The organism is Microcystis sp. 49638_E5 (genome assembly GCF_021300285.1).
Taxonomy (GTDB): Bacteria; Cyanobacteriota; Cyanobacteriia; order Cyanobacteriales; family Microcystaceae; genus Microcystis; species Microcystis aeruginosa_C.
The window spans coordinates 1-17,659 of record NZ_JAJTDH010000064.1 but is presented as its reverse complement, the minus strand read 5'-3'; the positions used below and the strand labels follow the sequence as shown (position 1 = coordinate 17,659).

Below are 17,659 nucleotides of genomic sequence, written 5' to 3'. Positions count from 1 at the left end.
ACACCGAACCAGCCGACATAAAGACGGTTGTTGGTGCTGGTAATCCACTGGCAGAACTGCTCCCACAGGGAAGCGCTCTCGCGCTGTTGTAAGGTGGTGGTCATTGGTTTATGATTCCTATTAAGTTATCGAGGTACGATTTATAATGTCTTTATCTTAAAGACTTTGTATCGGTTTGTAAAGGGGTTTGACATTCAGTATTACTTGTTGAAGATATAAGTTCAGCTTATGCTAAGTTTATAGGGTTCCCTGACCAACTTTTCCTTTTTGGGAGTCCGTCATCAGAAGCCGATGCCAAATCAGGTCATACTTCATATTTATGAAAAAAACCCAGATCTCGAACTCAGGTTAGACTAAAAAGAGAAATTTAATCATAATGGCGGTTGTGATGACTATGGTAGAAAAAGTTCGTAAAACCGAGGCAGAATGGCGGGACCAGCTAACTCCCGAACAGTTCCAAGTTACCCGCAAAAAGGGAACAGAACGGGCGTTTACGGGTAAATATCACGATAATAAAGAAAAAGGTATTTACAAATGTGTCTGCTGTGGTACGGAGTTATTTACTTCTGACAGCAAGTATGATTCGGGTACTGGTTGGCCGAGTTTCTGGACTGCTGCTAACGATGCTAATATTAAGTACGAACGAGATGTTAGCTTTTTCATGGTGCGGACAGAGATTGTTTGTGCCACCTGTGATGCTCATCTCGGTCACGTTTTTAATGATGGTCCACCCCCGACGGGAAAACGCTATTGTCTCAACTCTGCCGCTTTGCAGTTTGAAAAAAATCCCTAAAGCAAAAAGAGGTCTTTCCAGACCTCTTTTTTTAAGTTCCAGTGGCAGCCAATTACAGTAAACCTGTATTAGTCCCTGGTTTGCCAGTAGCTAACTGCACTTTGACAATTTTGCCGCCCATTTTCATGATGCGTTGTTGCTCACGAAACCAATTATCGTAGGGAACGAGTTTGGTGAAATAGGTATTTTGTAATTCCCGTTGTGTCCGAATGCGGCTTTGGCTAGGAACACAAGCGGTGATTTTGAACATCCGCATGGATTGATTTCTCCTAATCGCTGAAAAACTTGTCGCTTAAACTAACGAAGGCTTTTTCCTAAAATAACAAAGGTCGGGAGTCAAGGATCAATACTAGCTCGTCAAAACCTATCTTGGACAGATTCAGCCTTTAAAGACCTAGCACTCATCCTCGGCTTCCCGAACCCTATTTTGTCCGAGTTCGTTACTTCTAGCTTAAGCCAGAGCTAATGTAGTCGAAGTAAATCCCCATTTCTTTACCCGCATCAGCACCAACTAAACTAGCGGTGACTTCTTTCATCGCTTGGATAGCTTGAACGGTGGAGGAGATGGGTACACCTAAAGAGTTGTAGGTTTCTTTCAGGCCGTTGAGAACGCGCTCGTCGAGAATAGAAGGATCTCCAGCTAACATAGCGTAGGTAGCATAACGGAGATAGTAGTCGAGGTCACGGATACAAGCGGCGTAACGACGGGTGGTGTACATATTACCACCGGGACGGGTTACGTCAGAGTATAACAGGGACTTAGCCACAGCTTCTTTAACGATACCGGCAGCGTTGGCGCTAATGACACTAGCGGCGCGCACGCGCAGTTCACCGGTGGCGAAGTAGCCTTTCAGTTTGCCGAGAGCAGAAGCGTCAAGGTATTTGCCTTGAACGTCAGCAGAGTTGATAACAGAAGTAATTGCGTCTTGCATGGTGGTTCTTCCTTGGGTTTTGCTTAATCTTAAGAGGTTTACGAGGGGTGTGTCTAGAACGATTCACAAAGGAATTATTCTACGACATAGAGCCGATCACGTAATCGAAGTAGGAAGAAGCTTCAGAAGCATCGTCAGAAGACATAAGACCGGTAGCAACTTCTTTCATTTCGCGAACGCTTTGAGCTACGGCACCGATGTCGGTTCCTAAAGATTTGTACATTTCACGCACACCGACCAAACCGATTTCTTCAATCGGGGTGACATCACCAGCGACTACTCCGTAGGTGATTAAACGTAGGTAGTAGTCCATGTCACGCAGACAGGTAGCGGTCATTTCTTCGCCGTAAGCGTTGCCACCGGGGGAAACGATGTCAGGACGTTTTTGGAATAAGCGATCGCCAGCTTGTTTGACGATGGTTTCGCGAGCGCCGGTCAGGGTTTCAGCGATGCGTAAACGAGCGGCACCACTGCCAACGAAGGCTTTAATTCTGTCTAGTTCGCCGGGGCTGAGGTAACGAGCTTCAGCATCAGCATTCACGATCGATTTCGTGACGATACTCATTGATGGATTCCTCCCAACTAAGTGAGATTAATAAACTTAATCTGACATTTTATAGCAGTTGTGGTCACTACGCTTAAGTTATCTCGTTTCCGCCTCAGCGTCTCAAGACTTCCCTAGCTAGAGCGACCTAACGCAGCTATTTTGCGGCATCTGGTTCACCTTCTCACTATTTTCGTAATACTTTTTAACATTTGCCCGAAGAAGGGAGTGGGGAAGTGGGGAGCGATTTGTCAGTGAACAGTAAACAGTAATCAGTAATCAGTGAACCTCGATCTAACATTATCTCAAGGCTAAAAGTCTCTCTAGTTAAGGAATCTACCCAAATAAAAATGATTTTAATTGCCTCATATTTTTTCAATGAAATTGAATTAGCAACGATAGATATACATTTTGGGCATCGAACTACTTAGTTAGTACATAAACCAAAAACAAGCTGTGATTGGGTTATAATTTTTGGAGATGTCTAGTGAACTGAAAACTCGCATCTGATAACTGATCACTGATAACTGATAACTGAAAAGGCTGTCTCCTGTCTCGTGACTCCTGACGACTGATTCACCCTAGCCAATTAATTGCCCCTTTAATCCAGTCTTCTGGCTGAGTATTTTTACTAAATAAAGCATCTTGACTGAGGACTGCGATAGCTCGATCGATTTCCTCTCGGCTGTATCCTAAAGCTAAAAGGGTCATCTGCACATCTTCGAGGATTTCCGCTGCCGGTAGTATTGCCGTGGTTGTCGTCGTCGCTTCTCTTAGTTGTCGCCATGCTGCCAATTTAGTTTTTAACTCCAAAGCGATTCTTTCTGCTGTTTTTAAGCCGACTCCGGGGGTTTTGCTCAAAATTTTGGTATTTCCTGTCACTATCGCCACCACAAGTTCCTCAATCCCCAAGGTATCGATTAAAGCTAGGGCTAATTGCGCCCCAACTCCATTGACGGAAAGCAGTTGACGAAACAGATCTCGCTCTGGGGCGGTGCCGAAACCGTATAATAAAGGCTGCTCCTCGCGAAGGAGTAGGTGAGTAAAAATCCGACAACTATCATTGTTATCGTTGCCGATGTCTAGGGCTAATCGCGAGGGAATTTGGATTTCGTAACCGATCTGGTTTACGTCTAAAATCAAGATTAGTCGGTTATTAGGGGTTTTGATCACCTCGATCGCTTGTCCGCGTAAATAATTAATCATTGATTTAATTCTCCTACGAAAATAACCGAACCACAGGGATGACGGTTTTTACTCCCTGAAGGAATGCCGGGGAGATTTTCATTTTTGTTACAATTGTTAACAGAAGTGAATGGCGTAATTGATAACCTAATCTTCTTGGCGTTAGTCCCCAATAATTGGAGAAGATACAAAATGAATGGCAACATTAGAGTCGGGAATCTCTTTGGAATTCCCTTTTATATTAATCCTTCTTGGTTCTTCGTTCTGGGGTTAATTACCTTAACCTATGGGGGAGATTTAAGTCAGTTTCCCCAGTTAACGGGAATCATGCCCTGGCTCTTAGGATTTTTTGCCGCTATTCTCCTATTTGCCTCCGTGGTTGCCCACGAATTAGGTCATAGTTTTGTTGCCATCGCCCAAGGTATTGAAGTCAAATCAATTACCCTCTTTTTATTCGGTGGTTTGGCAACTCTCGGCAGAGAATCGAAAACTCCCCTAGAAGCTTTTCTAGTAGCAATTGCTGGCCCTTTAGTTAGTTTACTGCTCTTTGGTATCTTCCTAATTATTGGTTCCAATATTAGCTTAAATGCGCCCATGGCGGCGATTCTTTCTCTGCTTGCCTATATCAACCTCGCCCTGGGGTTATTTAACCTGATCCCTGGTTTACCTTTAGATGGTGGTAATATCCTTAAAGCCATCGTTTGGCAAGTAACGGGTAATCCCAATAAAGGGGTTTTATTCGCTAGTCGTTTCGGTCAATTTTTTGGTTGGTTAGCGATTGTCATCGGTGCGCTATCAATTCTCGGAATCAGTCAATTTGGCAGTTTTTGGACGCTATTAATTGGCATTTTCCTCCTACAAAACGCTGGCTTTTCCGCTCAATCAGCTAAGGTTCAAGATTTCCTAAGTCGCTACACCGCTAAAGATGTTATCTCTCCTAATAGTCCTGTAGTTCCGATTAATTTAACCCTGCGCGAGTTTGCTAATAATTATGTTATCGGTAAACAACAATGGTCTAAATTCCTAGTTACCGATAGCGAAGGTAAACTATTAGGAGTGATTAATGTAGAGGATCTGAAAACGATTCCCACTTCCCAATGGACCCAGGTAAATATCGGCCGGTTATTACAAACTAGCGAAAGTCTCAAACTGGTTTTGTCTAATACTTCCCTCCTAGATGTGGTGAAAATTTTGGAAGGAGAAAATTTATCTCAAGTGACAGTGGTGGAAGAAAACGGCACGGTTTTGGGGCTAATTGAGAAAGCTTCTATCCTTACTTTTCTCGCGCAAGAAACCCAAAGTCAAGCCGCTTAATCAGTTATCAGTTATCAGTTATCAGTTATCAGTTAGGTAAATGTAGTTTTTACCTCAATATTGATGAATCAGTCTAATCGCTATCTGTTAGGATTTATCCTTGTTGTCGCCGCTTATATAACTTTAATTGCTCCAGAAGTTAATAACCATATACAAGCAATGCTCGGAGGATCATCATCAAATTTACAAGCAAACAGATATTCTGAATTTCTTAGTCTTGTATTTAATGCGAGCATTTTATGCCTTATATACAAATGGTTTTCAGGAAAGTATAATTTATGAGTTATCAGTGTTAAGTTTCCGACTCACAGAATTTTGCCTAGTATCTCCTGTTGCTTTAAAACTATTCCTTTTTGGTCTGATTTCGAGATCAGGCAATAAGCATTTTTTAAACTACAGAGGCACAGAGGACACAAAGAGACAAGCCGCAGAATTTTGTCTAGTATCTCCTGACTATACTAACTGTCGCATTGCTTGCCATAATTGCTCGTATTCTTGCTCGGTTGCTGGCGATAAAGGGTTGAGAAAATCGCTTTTTTTGACTGCTTCTGGATTGACAAGTAAAGGATTATTTCTAATATCTGGGGAAATTTGGTCGGGATTTTCAGTGAGAATTAGGGGTGATAATCCAGAGGTAAATAAAGAAATTTTAGTGGCGGATTCTGGTTGCCAACAAAAATCAATCCATTGCTGGACAAGAGAATTAGGAGTAGTTAAAACTGGTTTTACCCACACATCCGACCAGAGAGAAGTACCAGATTTGGGGACAACAACTTTAATTTTATTATAGCGATTGCTCACTGGTAAAATATCATTAGACCAACCCACAGACACCCAGACATCACCGAGTATCAGGGGTTGTAAATAATGTTGAGAACTATAAAATTTTACCTGTTTTTGTAAAGCGAATAGCTGGTCTTTTAGTCCCATAACTTGCTTTAAATCACTAGAATTATAAGAATAACCCAATTTTTTTAGGGTTAAACCGATGACTTCGCGACGATTATCAATTAGGGCAATTTTACCGGTTAATTCCGGTCGCCATAAATCAGACCAATCCTGTGGTCGCCAGTCAAATTGAGCGAATTTTTCCTCATTATAGGCAATTACTGTCATTCCCCAACGGTAGGGCGCACCCCAGACTTTTCCCTCTGTTTGCAGTTGTCCTTGGCCATTGCGAGTCATGTTTTCTTGCCAACGGGGGGGCAGTTTTGACCAATTAGAGAGTTGAGAAGTATCTAGGGGTTGAATTAAGCCGTTGCTAATCGCTTTTCCTAGCCAAGCATCCCCTAGGGTGACTAAATTACCCATCGCTGGGTTTTGTTCCCTAAAAGGGATAGGAATCGGAAATTGTGAGGCTGGTTGATCCTGATTTTTTAACCATTTTTCCAACAATTTTAACAGCTCTTTCAGCTGCCTTTCCGACTGAAAATTGACTTTTTTTTCGGCAATAGTTTTCTGAAAATCTGTTAGTAATCGCGGCGGAATCGAACCGGAGAGTAGAAAAATACTCGGATCGCCGCTTCTGGAAGCGCAGCCACTTAAACCCCCCGCTAAGGCGATTGTACCTAATCCTTGCAAAAAAGAACGTCTATTTAACATATCGCCCGCCGATTTCCAACTTCAACAGTAATAATTGCCAGTTTCTAGCCTTGAATTATTATAGGACGATTTTTAACAGAATGTAAACTAGGGAGTTTTGCCGCTACCGATTTCAGCTATAGATCGGCTTTGTTGTTAACTTTTATGGTAGAAAACTCTGATTTTGTCCTAGTTGAAGCTAGGATAGAAGCAGTAAGCTCAGGGGCGAGGGTATAAGACTATGTTCGACAATCATAATCGAGATTTCCATTATTCTTGTCGTTGTGGAAAAGCCAATTTTCAGTCTGTAAAACATCGATCGGGTATTTTATTAATCGGGGGAGCGGAAGGAGGTAAATTAGGAGAAGATCAAGCGACCACATGGTTATTAAATCGAGCTAAAGGCGGTAATTACTTAGTGTTGCGCTTTGGCGATCTTGGCAGTCAAGCCGATTGGATTTGCGACAATTATCCCTCCCTGATCGGCTCGGCGGCGGAACTATCAATTGATAGTCGTGAAGGGGCAAATCATCCTGATGTTATCGAATATATTCGTAATGCCGATATTCTTTTTTTTGCCGGTGGTGATCAAAATCAGTACGAGGATTTGTGGGAAAGCACAAAGGTGGAAACAGCGATCAATTATCTGATCAATGACAAAAAAGTCCCCGTGGCGGGAACCAGCGCAGGAATGGCTATTCTGGGTGATTTTTACTATGCGCCCACTCACGAAGGGGTACTGAGTTCGGAAATATTAAATAATCCCTTTCACTTCAACACTAAAGACTTCTATCGGAGTGATTTTATTCGGGTTCCTTTTCTCAAAAAAGTGGTGACAGATACCCATTTGGATCGACTCAATCAAGATCATCCCGAAACAAGATATGGTCGCCTTTTTGGTTTTTTAGCCCGCAATGTACACGATAATCACAATCAACTACCTGCCTACGCTATCGGTTTAGAAGAAGGAGCTTTTCTGGCGATCGATGAGCATGGTATCGCCAAAGTCTACGGCAACGGCACCGATAAGGGACAAGATGCCTATTTTCTGCAAACTAACGGGACTCTACCCGAACAGATGGAGCCGGATCGGCCTTTAATCTGGAATAATAACGGTCAAGCGGTGAAAGTCTACCGCATCGCAGGAACTCCCTCCGGCAGCGGTGAATTTGACCTCAAGGATTGGTCTAGTGCTGCTGGCGGTCGCTGGGAATATTGGTACACTAAAGGGGGAATAGCTGGGTTTAAGCGGGCCCCAGTAACCTGAAGGTCATTTTTGTCAAAAAAGTGAGTTCTATGGGTGTTAGGATTAATTTTGAGGCAATACGGAGAATTTTTTGAGCTATGACCCCTGAATTAATCACTTTCGGTCGGTATCTCGCGGGTGAATTTGAAAATCAACGGCAAGCGCAAGCAGAACCGGTGTGGTATGTTCACCTGCGTTTATGGTTGCGTCCGCTGCCTTTATTTCGGGAAGACAGCATCGCTCTTTTTGCCGAACAGGCCAGTATAATCAATTTAGACCAACCCTACCGACCGCGACTGTGGCGATTAACGCACTCGGAATCGGGAGGGTTAGAGGTTAGGCATTATATGTTTAATGACCTGAAATCCGTGCAAGGTGCGGGCAAAAATCCCGATATTTTGCGAAAAATTAGCTTAGAAGACCTAACTTTCCTGCCTACTTGCACTTTAGCGGTCAAAGTCCATACTCTCGCTGATAATCAATACCAGTTTATCGCCCAACCGCAACCGGAACAGCGCTGTAAATTTACCTATGAGGGGACAACCTATCAGGTGGCTTTAGGTTTCGAGGTGACGAGTGATAGCCTAAAAACCTACGATAAAGGCCTAGATCCCGGCACCGGTAAGGGAATTTGGGGCGCTCTGCTCGGTCCCTATCAATACGAGAAAAAACGGGATTTTTCGGCAGAATTGGAGGTGTGAGGAAGATTGCATCACATTAGGTCAAAATGACGGCAGATGACACCGCAAAGAGCCGCTAAAGCGGTAATTCCTAAAGCTGTACCGATGTCTTGTCCTTGATTGACAGCAAAAGAAGTGACGATTCCCGCACCTAAACCGGCTGTGATTGCCGCTCCGAGAAAATCTTTATCCGAGTTTTTATACATAGAGATAAGGCCAAATTTCGACAAAATCGTGTTTTTTACCTTATCATCCTCTTTTGAGCCACTAATCACCCGGGGGCGGAATTGCAATTAAGCTTTAGATTTAGCCACGTTTCTTAACATTAAGTTGGGTAAGATAGATAGGGGTTAAAATCGATGAAATTAGCTAAAATATCTTTTTATGGCTTTTTAACGCTGATTATCTCCCTTTTGCTAATACTGAGTTTTGTTAATGCCAGCAAAGCACAATCGGATACGGCGGTAAGATCGGAGTTAATTAGTCTCCGCAATCGAGTCGAGCGTCTTGAAAGTCAGGTCCGAGGAATATCCATCCGCGGGGAAAATGCCGCTCCGATTCCCCAACGGCGATCGGGAACGGGTATAGTAAATGGGGAAGTAGTCGGGGAAAGTGACCCACTGTTCCAGCGTTTAGCTACTTTAGTAATTGAATTAAAGGAAGATTTAAAAAAGCTAGAGCAACGGGTGCAAATCTTAGAAAAAGAAACCGTTAGCCAGAAATCGTAGTCAATTGATGCTATAACGATCGAAAGTTAAATTGATCTGAAACTATGCAGTTAATTGATTATGTAATTGTGCTGCTGTATCTGGCAGCAACCCTAATAATCGGGATTATAGCCGAGAAAAAAGCTTCTCAAGGTCTAGAATCCTACTTTTTAGGTAATCGCAATTTGCCCTGGTGGATGTTAGGGGTGTCGGGAATGGCGGCTAACACCGATTTAGCGGGAACTATGGTCATTTCTGCCCTAATTTACGCGGTCGGTCCTAAAGGACTATTTATCGAAATCCGGGGCGGTGTTGTCCTAATTATGGCCTTTCTCATGGCTTTTATGGGCAAATGGAATCGCCGCGCCCAAGTTATGACCATGGCGGAATGGATGAAATTTCGCTTTGGACCAGGAAAACAGGGGAATTTTGCCCGAATTATTAGCGCCGTCGCCACTCTCTTATTCTCTATCGGTGCGATGAGTTATTTCTCCGTTGCGGGGGGGAAATTTTTAGGGCAGTTTTTGGGCATGGATGATCGTCTTGCTTCGGTGATATTAATTCTTCTAACCTTGATTTATACGGTGGCCAGTGGTTTTTATGGTGGAGTAATTACCGATTTATTTCAAGGATTTCTGATTTTTGTGGCGGTAATTTATGTATCGACAGTGGCTTTTTTTACTGTCAATCTTCCTGATAGTTTCACGGTAGCAATTCCGGGGGCAGCGGAGCCAAAAACCTGGAATTTAAGCGACTGGGCTAGTATTTTTCCTTCGATGACTTTGGATTTACCCGGAGATTATGCCATCTTTAATTTGTTTGGTGGGGTGATTTTCTTTTATTTAGTTAAAACCATCATCGAAGGTTGCAGCGGCAGCGGTGGTTATATGTTACAACGATACCTAGCGGCCAAAAGCGATCGAGATGCCGGTTTATTATCTTTATTCTGGATTATTCTGCTTTCTTTCCGTTGGCCTCTAGTCACAGCTTTTGCGGTTTTAGGCATTCACTACGGTTTAACTAAAGGCACGATTACAGATCCGGAAAGAATTCTGGCCACGGTGATTACTCAATACGTTCCCGTGGGGATGAAAGGGTTATTAATTGCTGCTTTTTTAGCGGCAGCTATGTCCACTTTTAACGCAGTTATTAACGCTAGTGCTGCCTATTGGGTCAAAGATATCTATCAAGCTTTTTTGAAACCGAATGCGGGAGAACAGGAGTTAGTTTTTCAAGGTCGTTTGGCCTCGGTTTTTGTGGTAGTAATTGGCCTAGTTTTGAGTTTTAATATCCAAAATGTCAATGATATTTGGGGTTGGTTAACCACGGGATTAGGGGTGGGATTAGCAGTTCCTCTCCTATTACGTTGGTATTGGTGGCGCTTTAATGGTTATGGTTTTGCCGTGGGAACTTTAGCGGGAATGATTGCGGCTATTGCCTCACAAGTGATAATTTTACCTTTCTTTCGTCACAGTCAATATCAGGAATATATTCTCTTTCTTGTGCCGAGTTTGTTCGCTTTAGCTGGCTGTATTATCGCTACTTTGTTAACTCCTCCCACCGATAGTTTAGTTATGGAAAATTTCTATAATATTACCCGACCTTTTGGCTTTTGGGGAGAAGTACGTCACAGTGTTAAACCTAACCTACAGGCAAAAATTAAAGCGGAAAATCAACGGGATATCATCGCCGCTTTTCTCACCGTTCCTTGGCAATTAGTCCTCTTTATGATGGGGATTGTTTTAATCATCAAGCAGTGGCAAAGTTTGAAGATTTTGGCTTTGGTTTTTCTTTTGCTTTCTATCGGTCTCTATTTTACTTGGTATCGACATTTATCTAAGGAAATTACCGTCACTAAAGACCGAGATTTAGGTTAATCAGTTATCAGTTATCAGTTATCAGTTTACTGTCTTCCCACTCCCCAATTGATAATTCCCCACACCCTGTCCCCACGAAAAACTTTTTCAGCAGACCCTAATTAGGAGTGATCCCTTGACTTTGGCGGCGGCTTGGGTTATGATTATTTTATAATCGGATGGTTGTGTCTATTATGAAGTGCTTGGATTCCCATTATGAATAAAGTCTTTTAAAAATATTATCCCAAAATCTCACGACAAAAGCAAGGAAAATTTCGCCGTCAATTGTTAAGTTTTGTTAAGAAAAATAGCAAGAGCGGCAAGGAATAGAAATCCCTTACCGTTGACTTTGGCCGTACTCACCACTTCTTAATGAAGTGCTATCTAGAAGGAACTTATGATGAAATACAAAATTGTGCTTTGCATAAATGGGATACTCCCAAACACGGCCAGACTCCCAGGCGCTTTTCTAATATTTGGTACTCCTGATTCTCGTCTAAAATAGTTAAACAAAAATGAGATAATATCAGAGATGAAATCTTTACGAATCACCATCCGTCTTGACGAATAAGAACAATCCATCTTAAGTCGTCTTTCCCGCAGACGGAATAAGACTGAATCTGAGATAGTCAGAGAAGCACTACAAGTTTATTTTCAAATAGCCAATTCCCAAGAAAGTTCCTATGACTTAGCTCGCAACTTGGTAATTATTGGAGTGACTGAGGATTTGCCATCCGACTTGAGTACCAATAAAGATTACTTGGAGGGATTGGGTAAGTGAGTCCTATTTTGATTGATACTGGTACTATTGTTGCTATTCTTTCATCCTCCGAATTTTACAGATTCCATTGCAAAAAAGCTTGTCCTGTCTAGGTTATAGCCTTTTATGTACCCCTGTCAGGGTAAATTTTTTACTTATTTTAGCTGACATTTCCGATATTTCAGATCAATTGTTTGGCTGTAAGTTCCGACTTTTCCGACTGACTAAACTCAAGACTGTGATGTATCCTAAGTTATCAAGCAATTTCAAGGCTTGATTTAGGTAATCTAAAAAAACAGGGAATCCCTACTCATCGGTGAGCGAATAGCCATTCATCAGAGAGTAGAGCGGAATTTGGAAGATCACTGGAGATTTAATTTCTCCATAGGAAGCTTGGGAATTGGCAGTAGATGATACTATCCCTGAATGGTTACTCTGTTTCTAGTTGATAATCCTGTCAATTTATGGAAAACCTGAAAATTTAAATTTTTGAATCGGAGAGTTATATTATGATTAAAATATCTATTTTAAATCTCAATATTATGTTAGGATTATTAACAGCTTCTCTTAACGTAAATATAATTTTGCCAGTTTTAGCTCAAAAATTTGATGGTGAAACTTCTTCTCATAAAGTAAGAGGTAGTAGTTGTGTTAATTTCCGAATGCAACCATCAATAAATGCCAAGATTATTCATTGTTTGAAATCAGGTACTTATATTGACGTTGTTCGGATTCCACCTTCTTTAAAGTTTGCTTGGGTTAGAGATGAAGCAGATCATCTTTGGTATTTGGTATTTGATCAAGATACTAAACTACAAGGATGGGTCATGCCTGACTGTATTGATATTTTTGAAGAAAAAAGTTCAACAAATTGCGCTGATTATGGTTCTATTATTCCTACTCCTTATCCACCAGACTCATTGGGGAATATAGATTACTATCAATTTCGCTACGACGATTTTATGAAAAGAAATCCTGGCCAGCAACCACCAGATTATTACTTAGAGTTTGGACATAAATACTTGACTAGATTTATGAATGAAACTTATCCTAATTTGACTAAAAAAGGGCAAGAATTTCTAAAAAATGTCGGGAAATCTTTACAGCAGAAAATGGAAAATAAGTTAAAAGCCGATCCTGAATTATTTGCAAAATTAGAGCTTCAATCTGATGAGTTTCGTAAGTTTGCCTATGAAACACATCCAGATTCTTATTGTGAATCTGGTTGGAAAGATTTACCAAAATCAGATAAAGATAAAATTATAGAAGCTGTAGATAGACGAGATTTATATGTATCTCAACAAGGGAGAGAGACAGGCGCTAAACTTGTTCAACAGTGTGGTGATAGTGAAGATTCAATACCAGAAAGAGAACACTGGCCTGATGGGATACTCAAGACATTAAAGTCGTTTGTTGATTGGATGATATCACGGCTTTATAGATAAATTGTGATCGCTATTGTGATGAAATACAAAATTGTCCTTTATCGTTCTGAAGAAGGAATTACTGTTGGCGTTCCTGCACTCCCTGGTTGTTGGTCTGAGGGAGACACTGAGGAAGAGGCATTAATTAATATACAAGATGCAATGAGTATCTTGCAGCCTTGGAAAAACGCTGGCAAGATGGGGAAATTCCTGAAATTAAAATGCAGGTGTAACTATTTGACCGTCGTAGAATTTCGTAAACTATTATGATTGCGATAAAATTAGCTAAAATTTCTCTTGCTTTCGACTCATATCTAGATTTGATGATTAATTACATAAGCTTTAAAAACAGGATTTAAACATAATAGAGCGTTCTCATCTTTTGCCACTATTATTCGTCTGATTAGAGATTGAATTGCTTTCAAAGAATCTGTATAATCTAGAGAGGTTTGATCCATCATTTCTTTAATGGAAATAGGTTGATTGAAATTTGCTAATTCTGTTAGCATTAGTTTCTCTGATTCTGTTAAACTTTGTAAAATACTTAATAAAGTCTGCTCTAAAGTTTCTTCGGCAATCGGGTATTTAAGTTCTAAAAAGTCAGCAACCTTACCCAAAAACATCTCTTGAATAAAACTGGCAACTAATTCTAACCAAAGAGGATGACCTTGATAACGTTTAATTAGGGTTTCCCAACTGTCTTCATTTAATAGATTATGATGGCGCAAAATTTCTATTGCATCTTCTTCTAAACCTTCTACGATTAATGTTTTAATGAATTTATTTTTCTGTCCATAAAAAGTCGTATCAATAGGTTTTTCTTGACTCAACAACAGTAAACAGCTTTGATGATTGACTTCAGCAATGCTTTCAAACAATAGTTGATAATCTTGGTAATCTTTTTGATAATTACCTGCTAGTTTTTTAGAGTCAAATAGACTTTGTAAATCATCAAAAATAATCAAACAGCGATGGCTTTTTATTAACTCTAAGAATAAATTTAATTTCTTGTCAAGACTTTGAGAGAGCTTTAATTGAGGATTGATAGAGGGTAAAATTTCACTTAAAAGTTCATCTAATTTTGGACAAAAATACAAACTTCTGCGAATAACATAATTAAAACTATTTTTGATTTTATCAACCAGTTTCAAAGAAAGGGTGGTTTTACCAATTCCTTTTAAACCTAACACAGTAACCAAACGGTATTTCTCCGCAACTATCCAAGTTTCTAGATTATTTAATTCGGCAACTCTCCCATAAAATTGAGTTATTTCAGGAATATGACCTAAATCTAAATAGGTACGATTATTGTCAGGTTGAGATTGGTGGTTATTGCCATTAGACGCAGATAGATTAGAAGTACAGAGATTGACATTATTAAGAGAAACAAAATCTCTACCTGATGAAATATGATTATAGAACTGAGATTTCTTTAAAACTGCTCTAATATTTGATTTAGTAATATCTTCCCCTAAAACTTCTGACAAAATTTTCCATAATTCTGAAGCACTATCTCGAATATGACCTTCACTAAGATGAGATTCTTTGGCAACTTCTGAGTATTTGTAACCTTCTAAGGTCCCTTGCAAGATAGTTTTTTGAAGATAGTCTAGATGTTGATCTGTTTTGGCAAAAACCAACTCATCTAAGAGATTTAACACCGTATTAGATAGATTAGCTTGAAACATGGACTATAGATTAGGTAAGTTTTTTACTTATTTTAGCTGATATTTCCGATATTTCAGATCAATTGTTTGGCTGTAAGTTCCGACTTTTCCGACTGACTAAACTCAAGACTACGATGTATCCTAAGTAATTAAGCAGTTTCAAGGCTTTATTTAGCCAATCTAAAGAAAATGTGTGATAGTACAGATTCTAGTATATCAGCAATAACATTTTTGTACTACTGTTGGCTGATTATTTAAGTTATAGCGGTTCTCGCATCTGCGAGGCACACTTTAACCTTTGTTGATTAAGCTTTTCAGGATTGAGAATGTACCTCTTGTGAACAGGAAACGCTATAGATGTACATTAAATCTATAGAGGAGTAGATTTTGCTGATTTTTCGACCTTATAAAATTTACTAAATAGAGGACAATGAAATGATAAAAATTGCCAAGTTGTCAATTATCCTAAGTCTAATGTTATCTTTAACGTCCTGTGATCAAGCTTTTTACGATAAGCAACAGCAGGAATCAAAAATTGCTCAAATGCGTGATGCGTTAGAGGTTGCTTTAGAGGCTAATTTAAAATATAGAGAAGCCGATGTCAATTGCGGATGGTTCAATAGCAATTTAACATCTAAAATTATTATGATCCCTTTAAACAAAGATGTTATTGATGCTACTGTAGCCTATAAAGTAGCCTTAGAAAATCTTGCGGAGGATGAAAAAAATAAACTTTTGCAAAAGAGTTATCAGCATTTTCTCAGAGGAAATACTGCTACTTTTGTCATAATGATTATTAATAATGATACACTCGAACATGGAAAAAATTTAATTTACTTTAATGATTTTAGAGAAGATGTCATTTTACTTAGTGAAAGTCAAAGAGTTCATAAGCTGAAGAATTATGACACTAATTTATCAACTTTTTTGAGTCCAGGTTTAAACATGGGATATGTTTCTTTTGAAAACTTTAGAAATGATCAAGATAAAGATGGTTTTATGGATACTTACACAATTCGTCTTGATCGTCTTATTTTAACCTGTAGTAACCAACAAAAAAATTACCAAACAATAGCCCTCCGTTTTGATGAATCAGAAGTTCATTTTGTCGATTTAATTGCTCAAGGTATGAGCAAAGAAGATATTAGAAATAAATGGGTTGCTGAACCTTATCAAGATGTTGGCTTAAAAGCTAATGACGTAGCAAATTTATTAGTTTTTGTGATTAAAATCTTATAGATTTTAACTATTGTCGAAGATTACATTATTATAAATATCTGCTATCTCTACCTCAACCCGCAAATATTTTAAAGTTATTATAGGAAGATTTTTATAAGCTTTTAAAAACCCGCAATCGCCTTCTTTTTGAAACTGTTCAATATAACATTTTTCCTGAGAAATTAATAAATATTCCTGAAAAGTTGGAATGGTTCGATAAGCAGTAAATTTATCTTCTTGATCATAATTAAAAGTATCTGTGCGTCTTTCTTGATAAGTCAGAGGTTCAGACATTACCATAATATCAGGATAAGTGGCCATTCGCCGCTCAGGTATCCATAAACGCTGAACAGTGACAAAAACGGCATAACATTGATTTGTGAGCGCGGTATATAAAGCCACTAATAAATTAGCAATAATGCGATTATTAGTCGGTGTTCCTACTATCATAGCAATAATTTTTCCATCAACCTATTCATGAGGAGTTTGTGATTGTATTTCTGGCTCAAAATATACTGTTTACTGTTTACTCGACCGAATCTAAAACCTAATTGGTTAAGCTAAAAGCTTTGATGTGCTTAGTTTCTAACCTTCTTTTTAGGCAGGAGAATTGTCAGACTCTTTCTTTTGCCTGTTGTCTGTTGCCTTTTGCCTTCAGAAGCTGATCACTGAAAAGTCTCCCCAAACCCTCACCGCTCAAGGAATTAGAAGTTTCACAGCATAATTAGGAGAGATCCCTTGACTTTTGCGGCGGCTTGGGTTATTATTTTCTTACAATGGGACTGTTGCGTTTATTATTAAGTGGTTATATTTCCATTATTAGTAAACTCTTTTAAAAATATTGTCCCAAAATCTGCCAAAAAAAGCAAGCAAAATTTTGCCGTCAATTGTTAAGTTTTGTTAAGAAAAATAGCAAGAGCGGCAAGGAATAGAAATTCCTTACCGTTGACTTTGGCCGGACTCACCACTTCTTATAGGGTAAAAACTTACCCGACATAGTAATTTTAACGCGATCGCCTTTAGGGTCTTCCTCCTTATCCACGTCGAGGGTAAAATCGATCGCACTCATAATACCATCGCCGAATTTTTCATGAATTACCGATTTTAGGGGCATTCCATACACCTGCATGATCTCATAGAAACGATAAATCAGGGGATCGGTGGGGACAACCGGACCTAATCCCTTGACAGGATACTCGGTTAAGGAGGGGATGATTTCGGTTCCCAATCCCAAAGCTGCCACAATTTTCGTCGCTTCCTCTGGGGAGGCGCTCGCTTGCCGGTAAAAAACAGCGGCAATCCACACCTCATCTCGTCCTAGAATCGCTTCTAGGTCAGCGAAACTCAGGCCTTTTTCCTTCTTCGCTTCCAATAGTTTTGCAGTAATTTCGGGTATCATCGCTTATTTTTGCAGAATTTGTCTGCTTCTAGTTTACCTGAACATCAATTATATAAGTAGAAGTTATGACATTGATAAAAAAACATTTCTTAAAACCCCTTTACATAACTATAAAAAGCCGATAGTATTAACTCATGTCAAACAACGAACCTTGACAACCAAATACATACAGAAATTATCCAACCATGACTACAACTCTACAACAGCGCGAAAGCGCTTCCCTGTGGGAGCAGTTCTGCCAGTGGATCACCAGCACCAACAACCGTCTTTATGTCGGCTGGTTCGGTGTGATCATGATCCCCACCCTGCTCACCGCCACCACCTGCTTCATCATCGCCTTTATCGCCGCTCCT

At 39.8% G+C, this 17,659-nt stretch carries 18 protein-coding genes and 1 pseudogene; 10 read left to right on the top strand and 9 right to left on the bottom strand.

What is annotated here, in order from left to right; all coding sequences use genetic code 11:
- The first annotated feature begins 376 nt into the window (after positions 1–376).
- Entirely contained in the window at positions 377–793 is a 417-nt protein-coding gene (msrB, locus tag LW728_RS16725) for a peptide-methionine (R)-S-oxide reductase MsrB (protein WP_287668260.1), read from the top strand.
- Positions 794–845: 52 nt separating this feature from the next.
- On the opposite strand, the gene LW728_RS16720 is transcribed toward msrB, so the two are convergent.
- The 4 genes from LW728_RS16720 to ruvA all read right to left on the bottom strand — a co-directional run bounded on the left by LW728_RS16720 (position 846) and on the right by ruvA (position 3,475).
- Entirely contained in the window at positions 846–1,049 is a 204-nt protein-coding gene (locus LW728_RS16720) for a phycobilisome linker polypeptide (protein WP_002739162.1), read from the bottom strand.
- A 190-nt stretch (positions 1,050–1,239) separates the two neighbouring features.
- Entirely contained in the window at positions 1,240–1,725 is a 486-nt protein-coding gene (gene apcB / locus LW728_RS16715; RefSeq protein WP_002738786.1) for an allophycocyanin subunit beta, read from the bottom strand.
- A 79-nt stretch (positions 1,726–1,804) separates the two neighbouring features.
- Positions 1,805–2,290, bottom strand: coding sequence for an allophycocyanin subunit alpha (apcA, locus tag LW728_RS16710; RefSeq protein WP_002739012.1), 486 nt, complete (start codon positions 2,288–2,290; stop codon positions 1,805–1,807).
- A 555-nt stretch (positions 2,291–2,845) separates the two neighbouring features.
- Positions 2,846–3,475 carry a Holliday junction branch migration protein RuvA gene (ruvA, locus tag LW728_RS16705; protein ID WP_287668255.1) on the bottom strand — a complete coding sequence of 210 codons (630 nt, stop codon included), beginning with the start codon at positions 3,473–3,475 and terminating at the stop codon, positions 2,846–2,848.
- 63 nt (positions 3,476–3,538) lie between these two features.
- Between ruvA and LW728_RS16700 the strand changes: the two genes are divergently transcribed.
- A complete protein-coding gene (locus tag LW728_RS16700; RefSeq protein ID WP_287668252.1) occupies positions 3,539–4,768 on the top strand; it encodes a site-2 protease family protein in 1,230 nt (409 codons plus the stop codon).
- Positions 4,769–5,221: 453 nt separating this feature from the next.
- Here LW728_RS16700 and LW728_RS16695 read toward each other — a convergent pair whose 3' ends face one another.
- Positions 5,222–6,370 carry a substrate-binding domain-containing protein gene (locus LW728_RS16695; protein WP_287767349.1) on the bottom strand — a complete coding sequence of 383 codons (1,149 nt, stop codon included), beginning with the start codon at positions 6,368–6,370 and terminating at the stop codon, positions 5,222–5,224.
- A 220-nt stretch (positions 6,371–6,590) separates the two neighbouring features.
- On the opposite strand from LW728_RS16695, the gene LW728_RS16690 reads away from it, so the two are divergent.
- Positions 6,591–7,616 (top strand): cyanophycinase, encoded by a 1,026-nt coding sequence (locus LW728_RS16690; RefSeq protein WP_287767347.1) that lies wholly within the window; start codon positions 6,591–6,593, stop codon positions 7,614–7,616.
- A gap of 77 nt (positions 7,617–7,693) precedes the next feature.
- Complete coding sequence (locus LW728_RS16685) at positions 7,694–8,296, top strand: chromophore lyase CpcT/CpeT (RefSeq protein ID WP_002803573.1); 603 nt, start codon at positions 7,694–7,696, stop codon at positions 8,294–8,296.
- A gap of 11 nt (positions 8,297–8,307) precedes the next feature.
- Here LW728_RS16685 and LW728_RS16680 read toward each other — a convergent pair whose 3' ends face one another.
- Positions 8,308–8,481, bottom strand: coding sequence for a hypothetical protein (locus LW728_RS16680; protein WP_002791720.1), 174 nt, complete (start codon positions 8,479–8,481; stop codon positions 8,308–8,310).
- 153 nt (positions 8,482–8,634) lie between these two features.
- Here LW728_RS16680 and LW728_RS16675 point away from each other — a divergent pair, with 153 nt between their 5' ends.
- The 4 genes from LW728_RS16675 to LW728_RS16660 all read left to right on the top strand — a co-directional run bounded on the left by LW728_RS16675 (position 8,635) and on the right by LW728_RS16660 (position 13,292).
- Positions 8,635–9,003, top strand: a complete 369-nt coding sequence (locus LW728_RS16675) for a hypothetical protein (protein ID WP_002803572.1) — start codon at positions 8,635–8,637, stop codon at positions 9,001–9,003.
- A 44-nt stretch (positions 9,004–9,047) separates the two neighbouring features.
- On the top strand, positions 9,048–10,859 hold the full coding sequence (locus tag LW728_RS16670) for a sodium:solute symporter family protein (RefSeq protein WP_287767346.1): 1,812 nt from the start codon (positions 9,048–9,050) through the stop codon (positions 10,857–10,859).
- Between the two features lie 1,248 nt (positions 10,860–12,107).
- Positions 12,108–13,043, top strand: coding sequence for an SH3 domain-containing protein (locus tag LW728_RS16665; RefSeq protein ID WP_287767344.1), 936 nt, complete (start codon positions 12,108–12,110; stop codon positions 13,041–13,043).
- Between the two features lie 3 nt (positions 13,044–13,046).
- A complete protein-coding gene (locus LW728_RS16660; RefSeq protein WP_287077819.1) occupies positions 13,047–13,292 on the top strand; it encodes a type II toxin-antitoxin system HicB family antitoxin in 246 nt (81 codons plus the stop codon).
- 44 nt (positions 13,293–13,336) lie between these two features.
- Here the strand turns inward: LW728_RS16660 and LW728_RS16655 are convergent, their stop codons facing one another.
- Positions 13,337–14,710: a helix-turn-helix domain-containing protein gene (locus LW728_RS16655; protein ID WP_287767343.1), complete on the bottom strand. Its 1,374-nt coding sequence runs from the start codon at positions 14,708–14,710 to the stop codon at positions 13,337–13,339.
- A 453-nt stretch (positions 14,711–15,163) separates the two neighbouring features.
- On the opposite strand from LW728_RS16655, the gene LW728_RS16650 reads away from it, so the two are divergent.
- Complete coding sequence (locus LW728_RS16650; RefSeq protein WP_043996313.1) at positions 15,164–15,928, top strand: hypothetical protein; 765 nt, start codon at positions 15,164–15,166, stop codon at positions 15,926–15,928.
- Between the two features lie 3 nt (positions 15,929–15,931).
- Here the strand turns inward: LW728_RS16650 and LW728_RS16645 are convergent, their stop codons facing one another.
- Positions 15,932–16,366 (bottom strand): Uma2 family endonuclease, encoded by a 435-nt coding sequence (locus LW728_RS16645; protein ID WP_223211750.1) that lies wholly within the window; start codon positions 16,364–16,366, stop codon positions 15,932–15,934.
- 502 nt (positions 16,367–16,868) lie between these two features.
- The gene (cynS, locus tag LW728_RS16640) at positions 16,869–17,306 is read right to left on the bottom strand and encodes a cyanase (RefSeq protein ID WP_061430355.1); all 438 of its coding nucleotides are present in this window, start codon (positions 17,304–17,306) and stop codon (positions 16,869–16,871) included.
- A 185-nt stretch (positions 17,307–17,491) separates the two neighbouring features.
- Between cynS and LW728_RS16635 the strand changes: the two are divergent.
- Positions 17,492–17,659, top strand: a pseudogene (locus LW728_RS16635) (photosystem II q(b) protein); the annotation flags it as partial.

What these genes read in the sequence shown, in the direction of transcription:
- msrB (WP_287668260.1), top strand. Translation starts at nt 377, where the DNA reads ATGGCGGTTGTGATGACTATGGTAGAAAAAGTTCGTAAAACCGAGGCA.
- cynS (WP_061430355.1), bottom strand. Translation starts at nt 17,306, where the DNA reads ATGATACCCGAAATTACTGCAAAACTATTGGAAGCGAAGAAGGAAAAA.
- LW728_RS16720 (WP_002739162.1), bottom strand. Translation starts at nt 1,049, where the DNA reads ATGCGGATGTTCAAAATCACCGCTTGTGTTCCTAGCCAAAGCCGCATT.
- LW728_RS16670 (WP_287767346.1), top strand. Translation starts at nt 9,048, where the DNA reads ATGCAGTTAATTGATTATGTAATTGTGCTGCTGTATCTGGCAGCAACC.
- LW728_RS16690 (WP_287767347.1), top strand. Translation starts at nt 6,591, where the DNA reads ATGTTCGACAATCATAATCGAGATTTCCATTATTCTTGTCGTTGTGGA.
- LW728_RS16680 (WP_002791720.1), bottom strand. Translation starts at nt 8,481, where the DNA reads ATGTATAAAAACTCGGATAAAGATTTTCTCGGAGCGGCAATCACAGCC.
- LW728_RS16655 (WP_287767343.1), bottom strand. Translation starts at nt 14,710, where the DNA reads ATGTTTCAAGCTAATCTATCTAATACGGTGTTAAATCTCTTAGATGAG.
- apcA (WP_002739012.1), bottom strand. Translation starts at nt 2,290, where the DNA reads ATGAGTATCGTCACGAAATCGATCGTGAATGCTGATGCTGAAGCTCGT.
- LW728_RS16650 (WP_043996313.1), top strand. Translation starts at nt 15,164, where the DNA reads ATGTTATCTTTAACGTCCTGTGATCAAGCTTTTTACGATAAGCAACAG.
- apcB (WP_002738786.1), bottom strand. Translation starts at nt 1,725, where the DNA reads ATGCAAGACGCAATTACTTCTGTTATCAACTCTGCTGACGTTCAAGGC.
- LW728_RS16665 (WP_287767344.1), top strand. Translation starts at nt 12,108, where the DNA reads ATGATTAAAATATCTATTTTAAATCTCAATATTATGTTAGGATTATTA.
- LW728_RS16675 (WP_002803572.1), top strand. Translation starts at nt 8,635, where the DNA reads ATGAAATTAGCTAAAATATCTTTTTATGGCTTTTTAACGCTGATTATC.
- ruvA (WP_287668255.1), bottom strand. Translation starts at nt 3,475, where the DNA reads ATGATTAATTATTTACGCGGACAAGCGATCGAGGTGATCAAAACCCCT.
- LW728_RS16685 (WP_002803573.1), top strand. Translation starts at nt 7,694, where the DNA reads ATGACCCCTGAATTAATCACTTTCGGTCGGTATCTCGCGGGTGAATTT.
- LW728_RS16695 (WP_287767349.1), bottom strand. Translation starts at nt 6,370, where the DNA reads ATGTTAAATAGACGTTCTTTTTTGCAAGGATTAGGTACAATCGCCTTA.
- LW728_RS16700 (WP_287668252.1), top strand. Translation starts at nt 3,539, where the DNA reads ATGCCGGGGAGATTTTCATTTTTGTTACAATTGTTAACAGAAGTGAAT.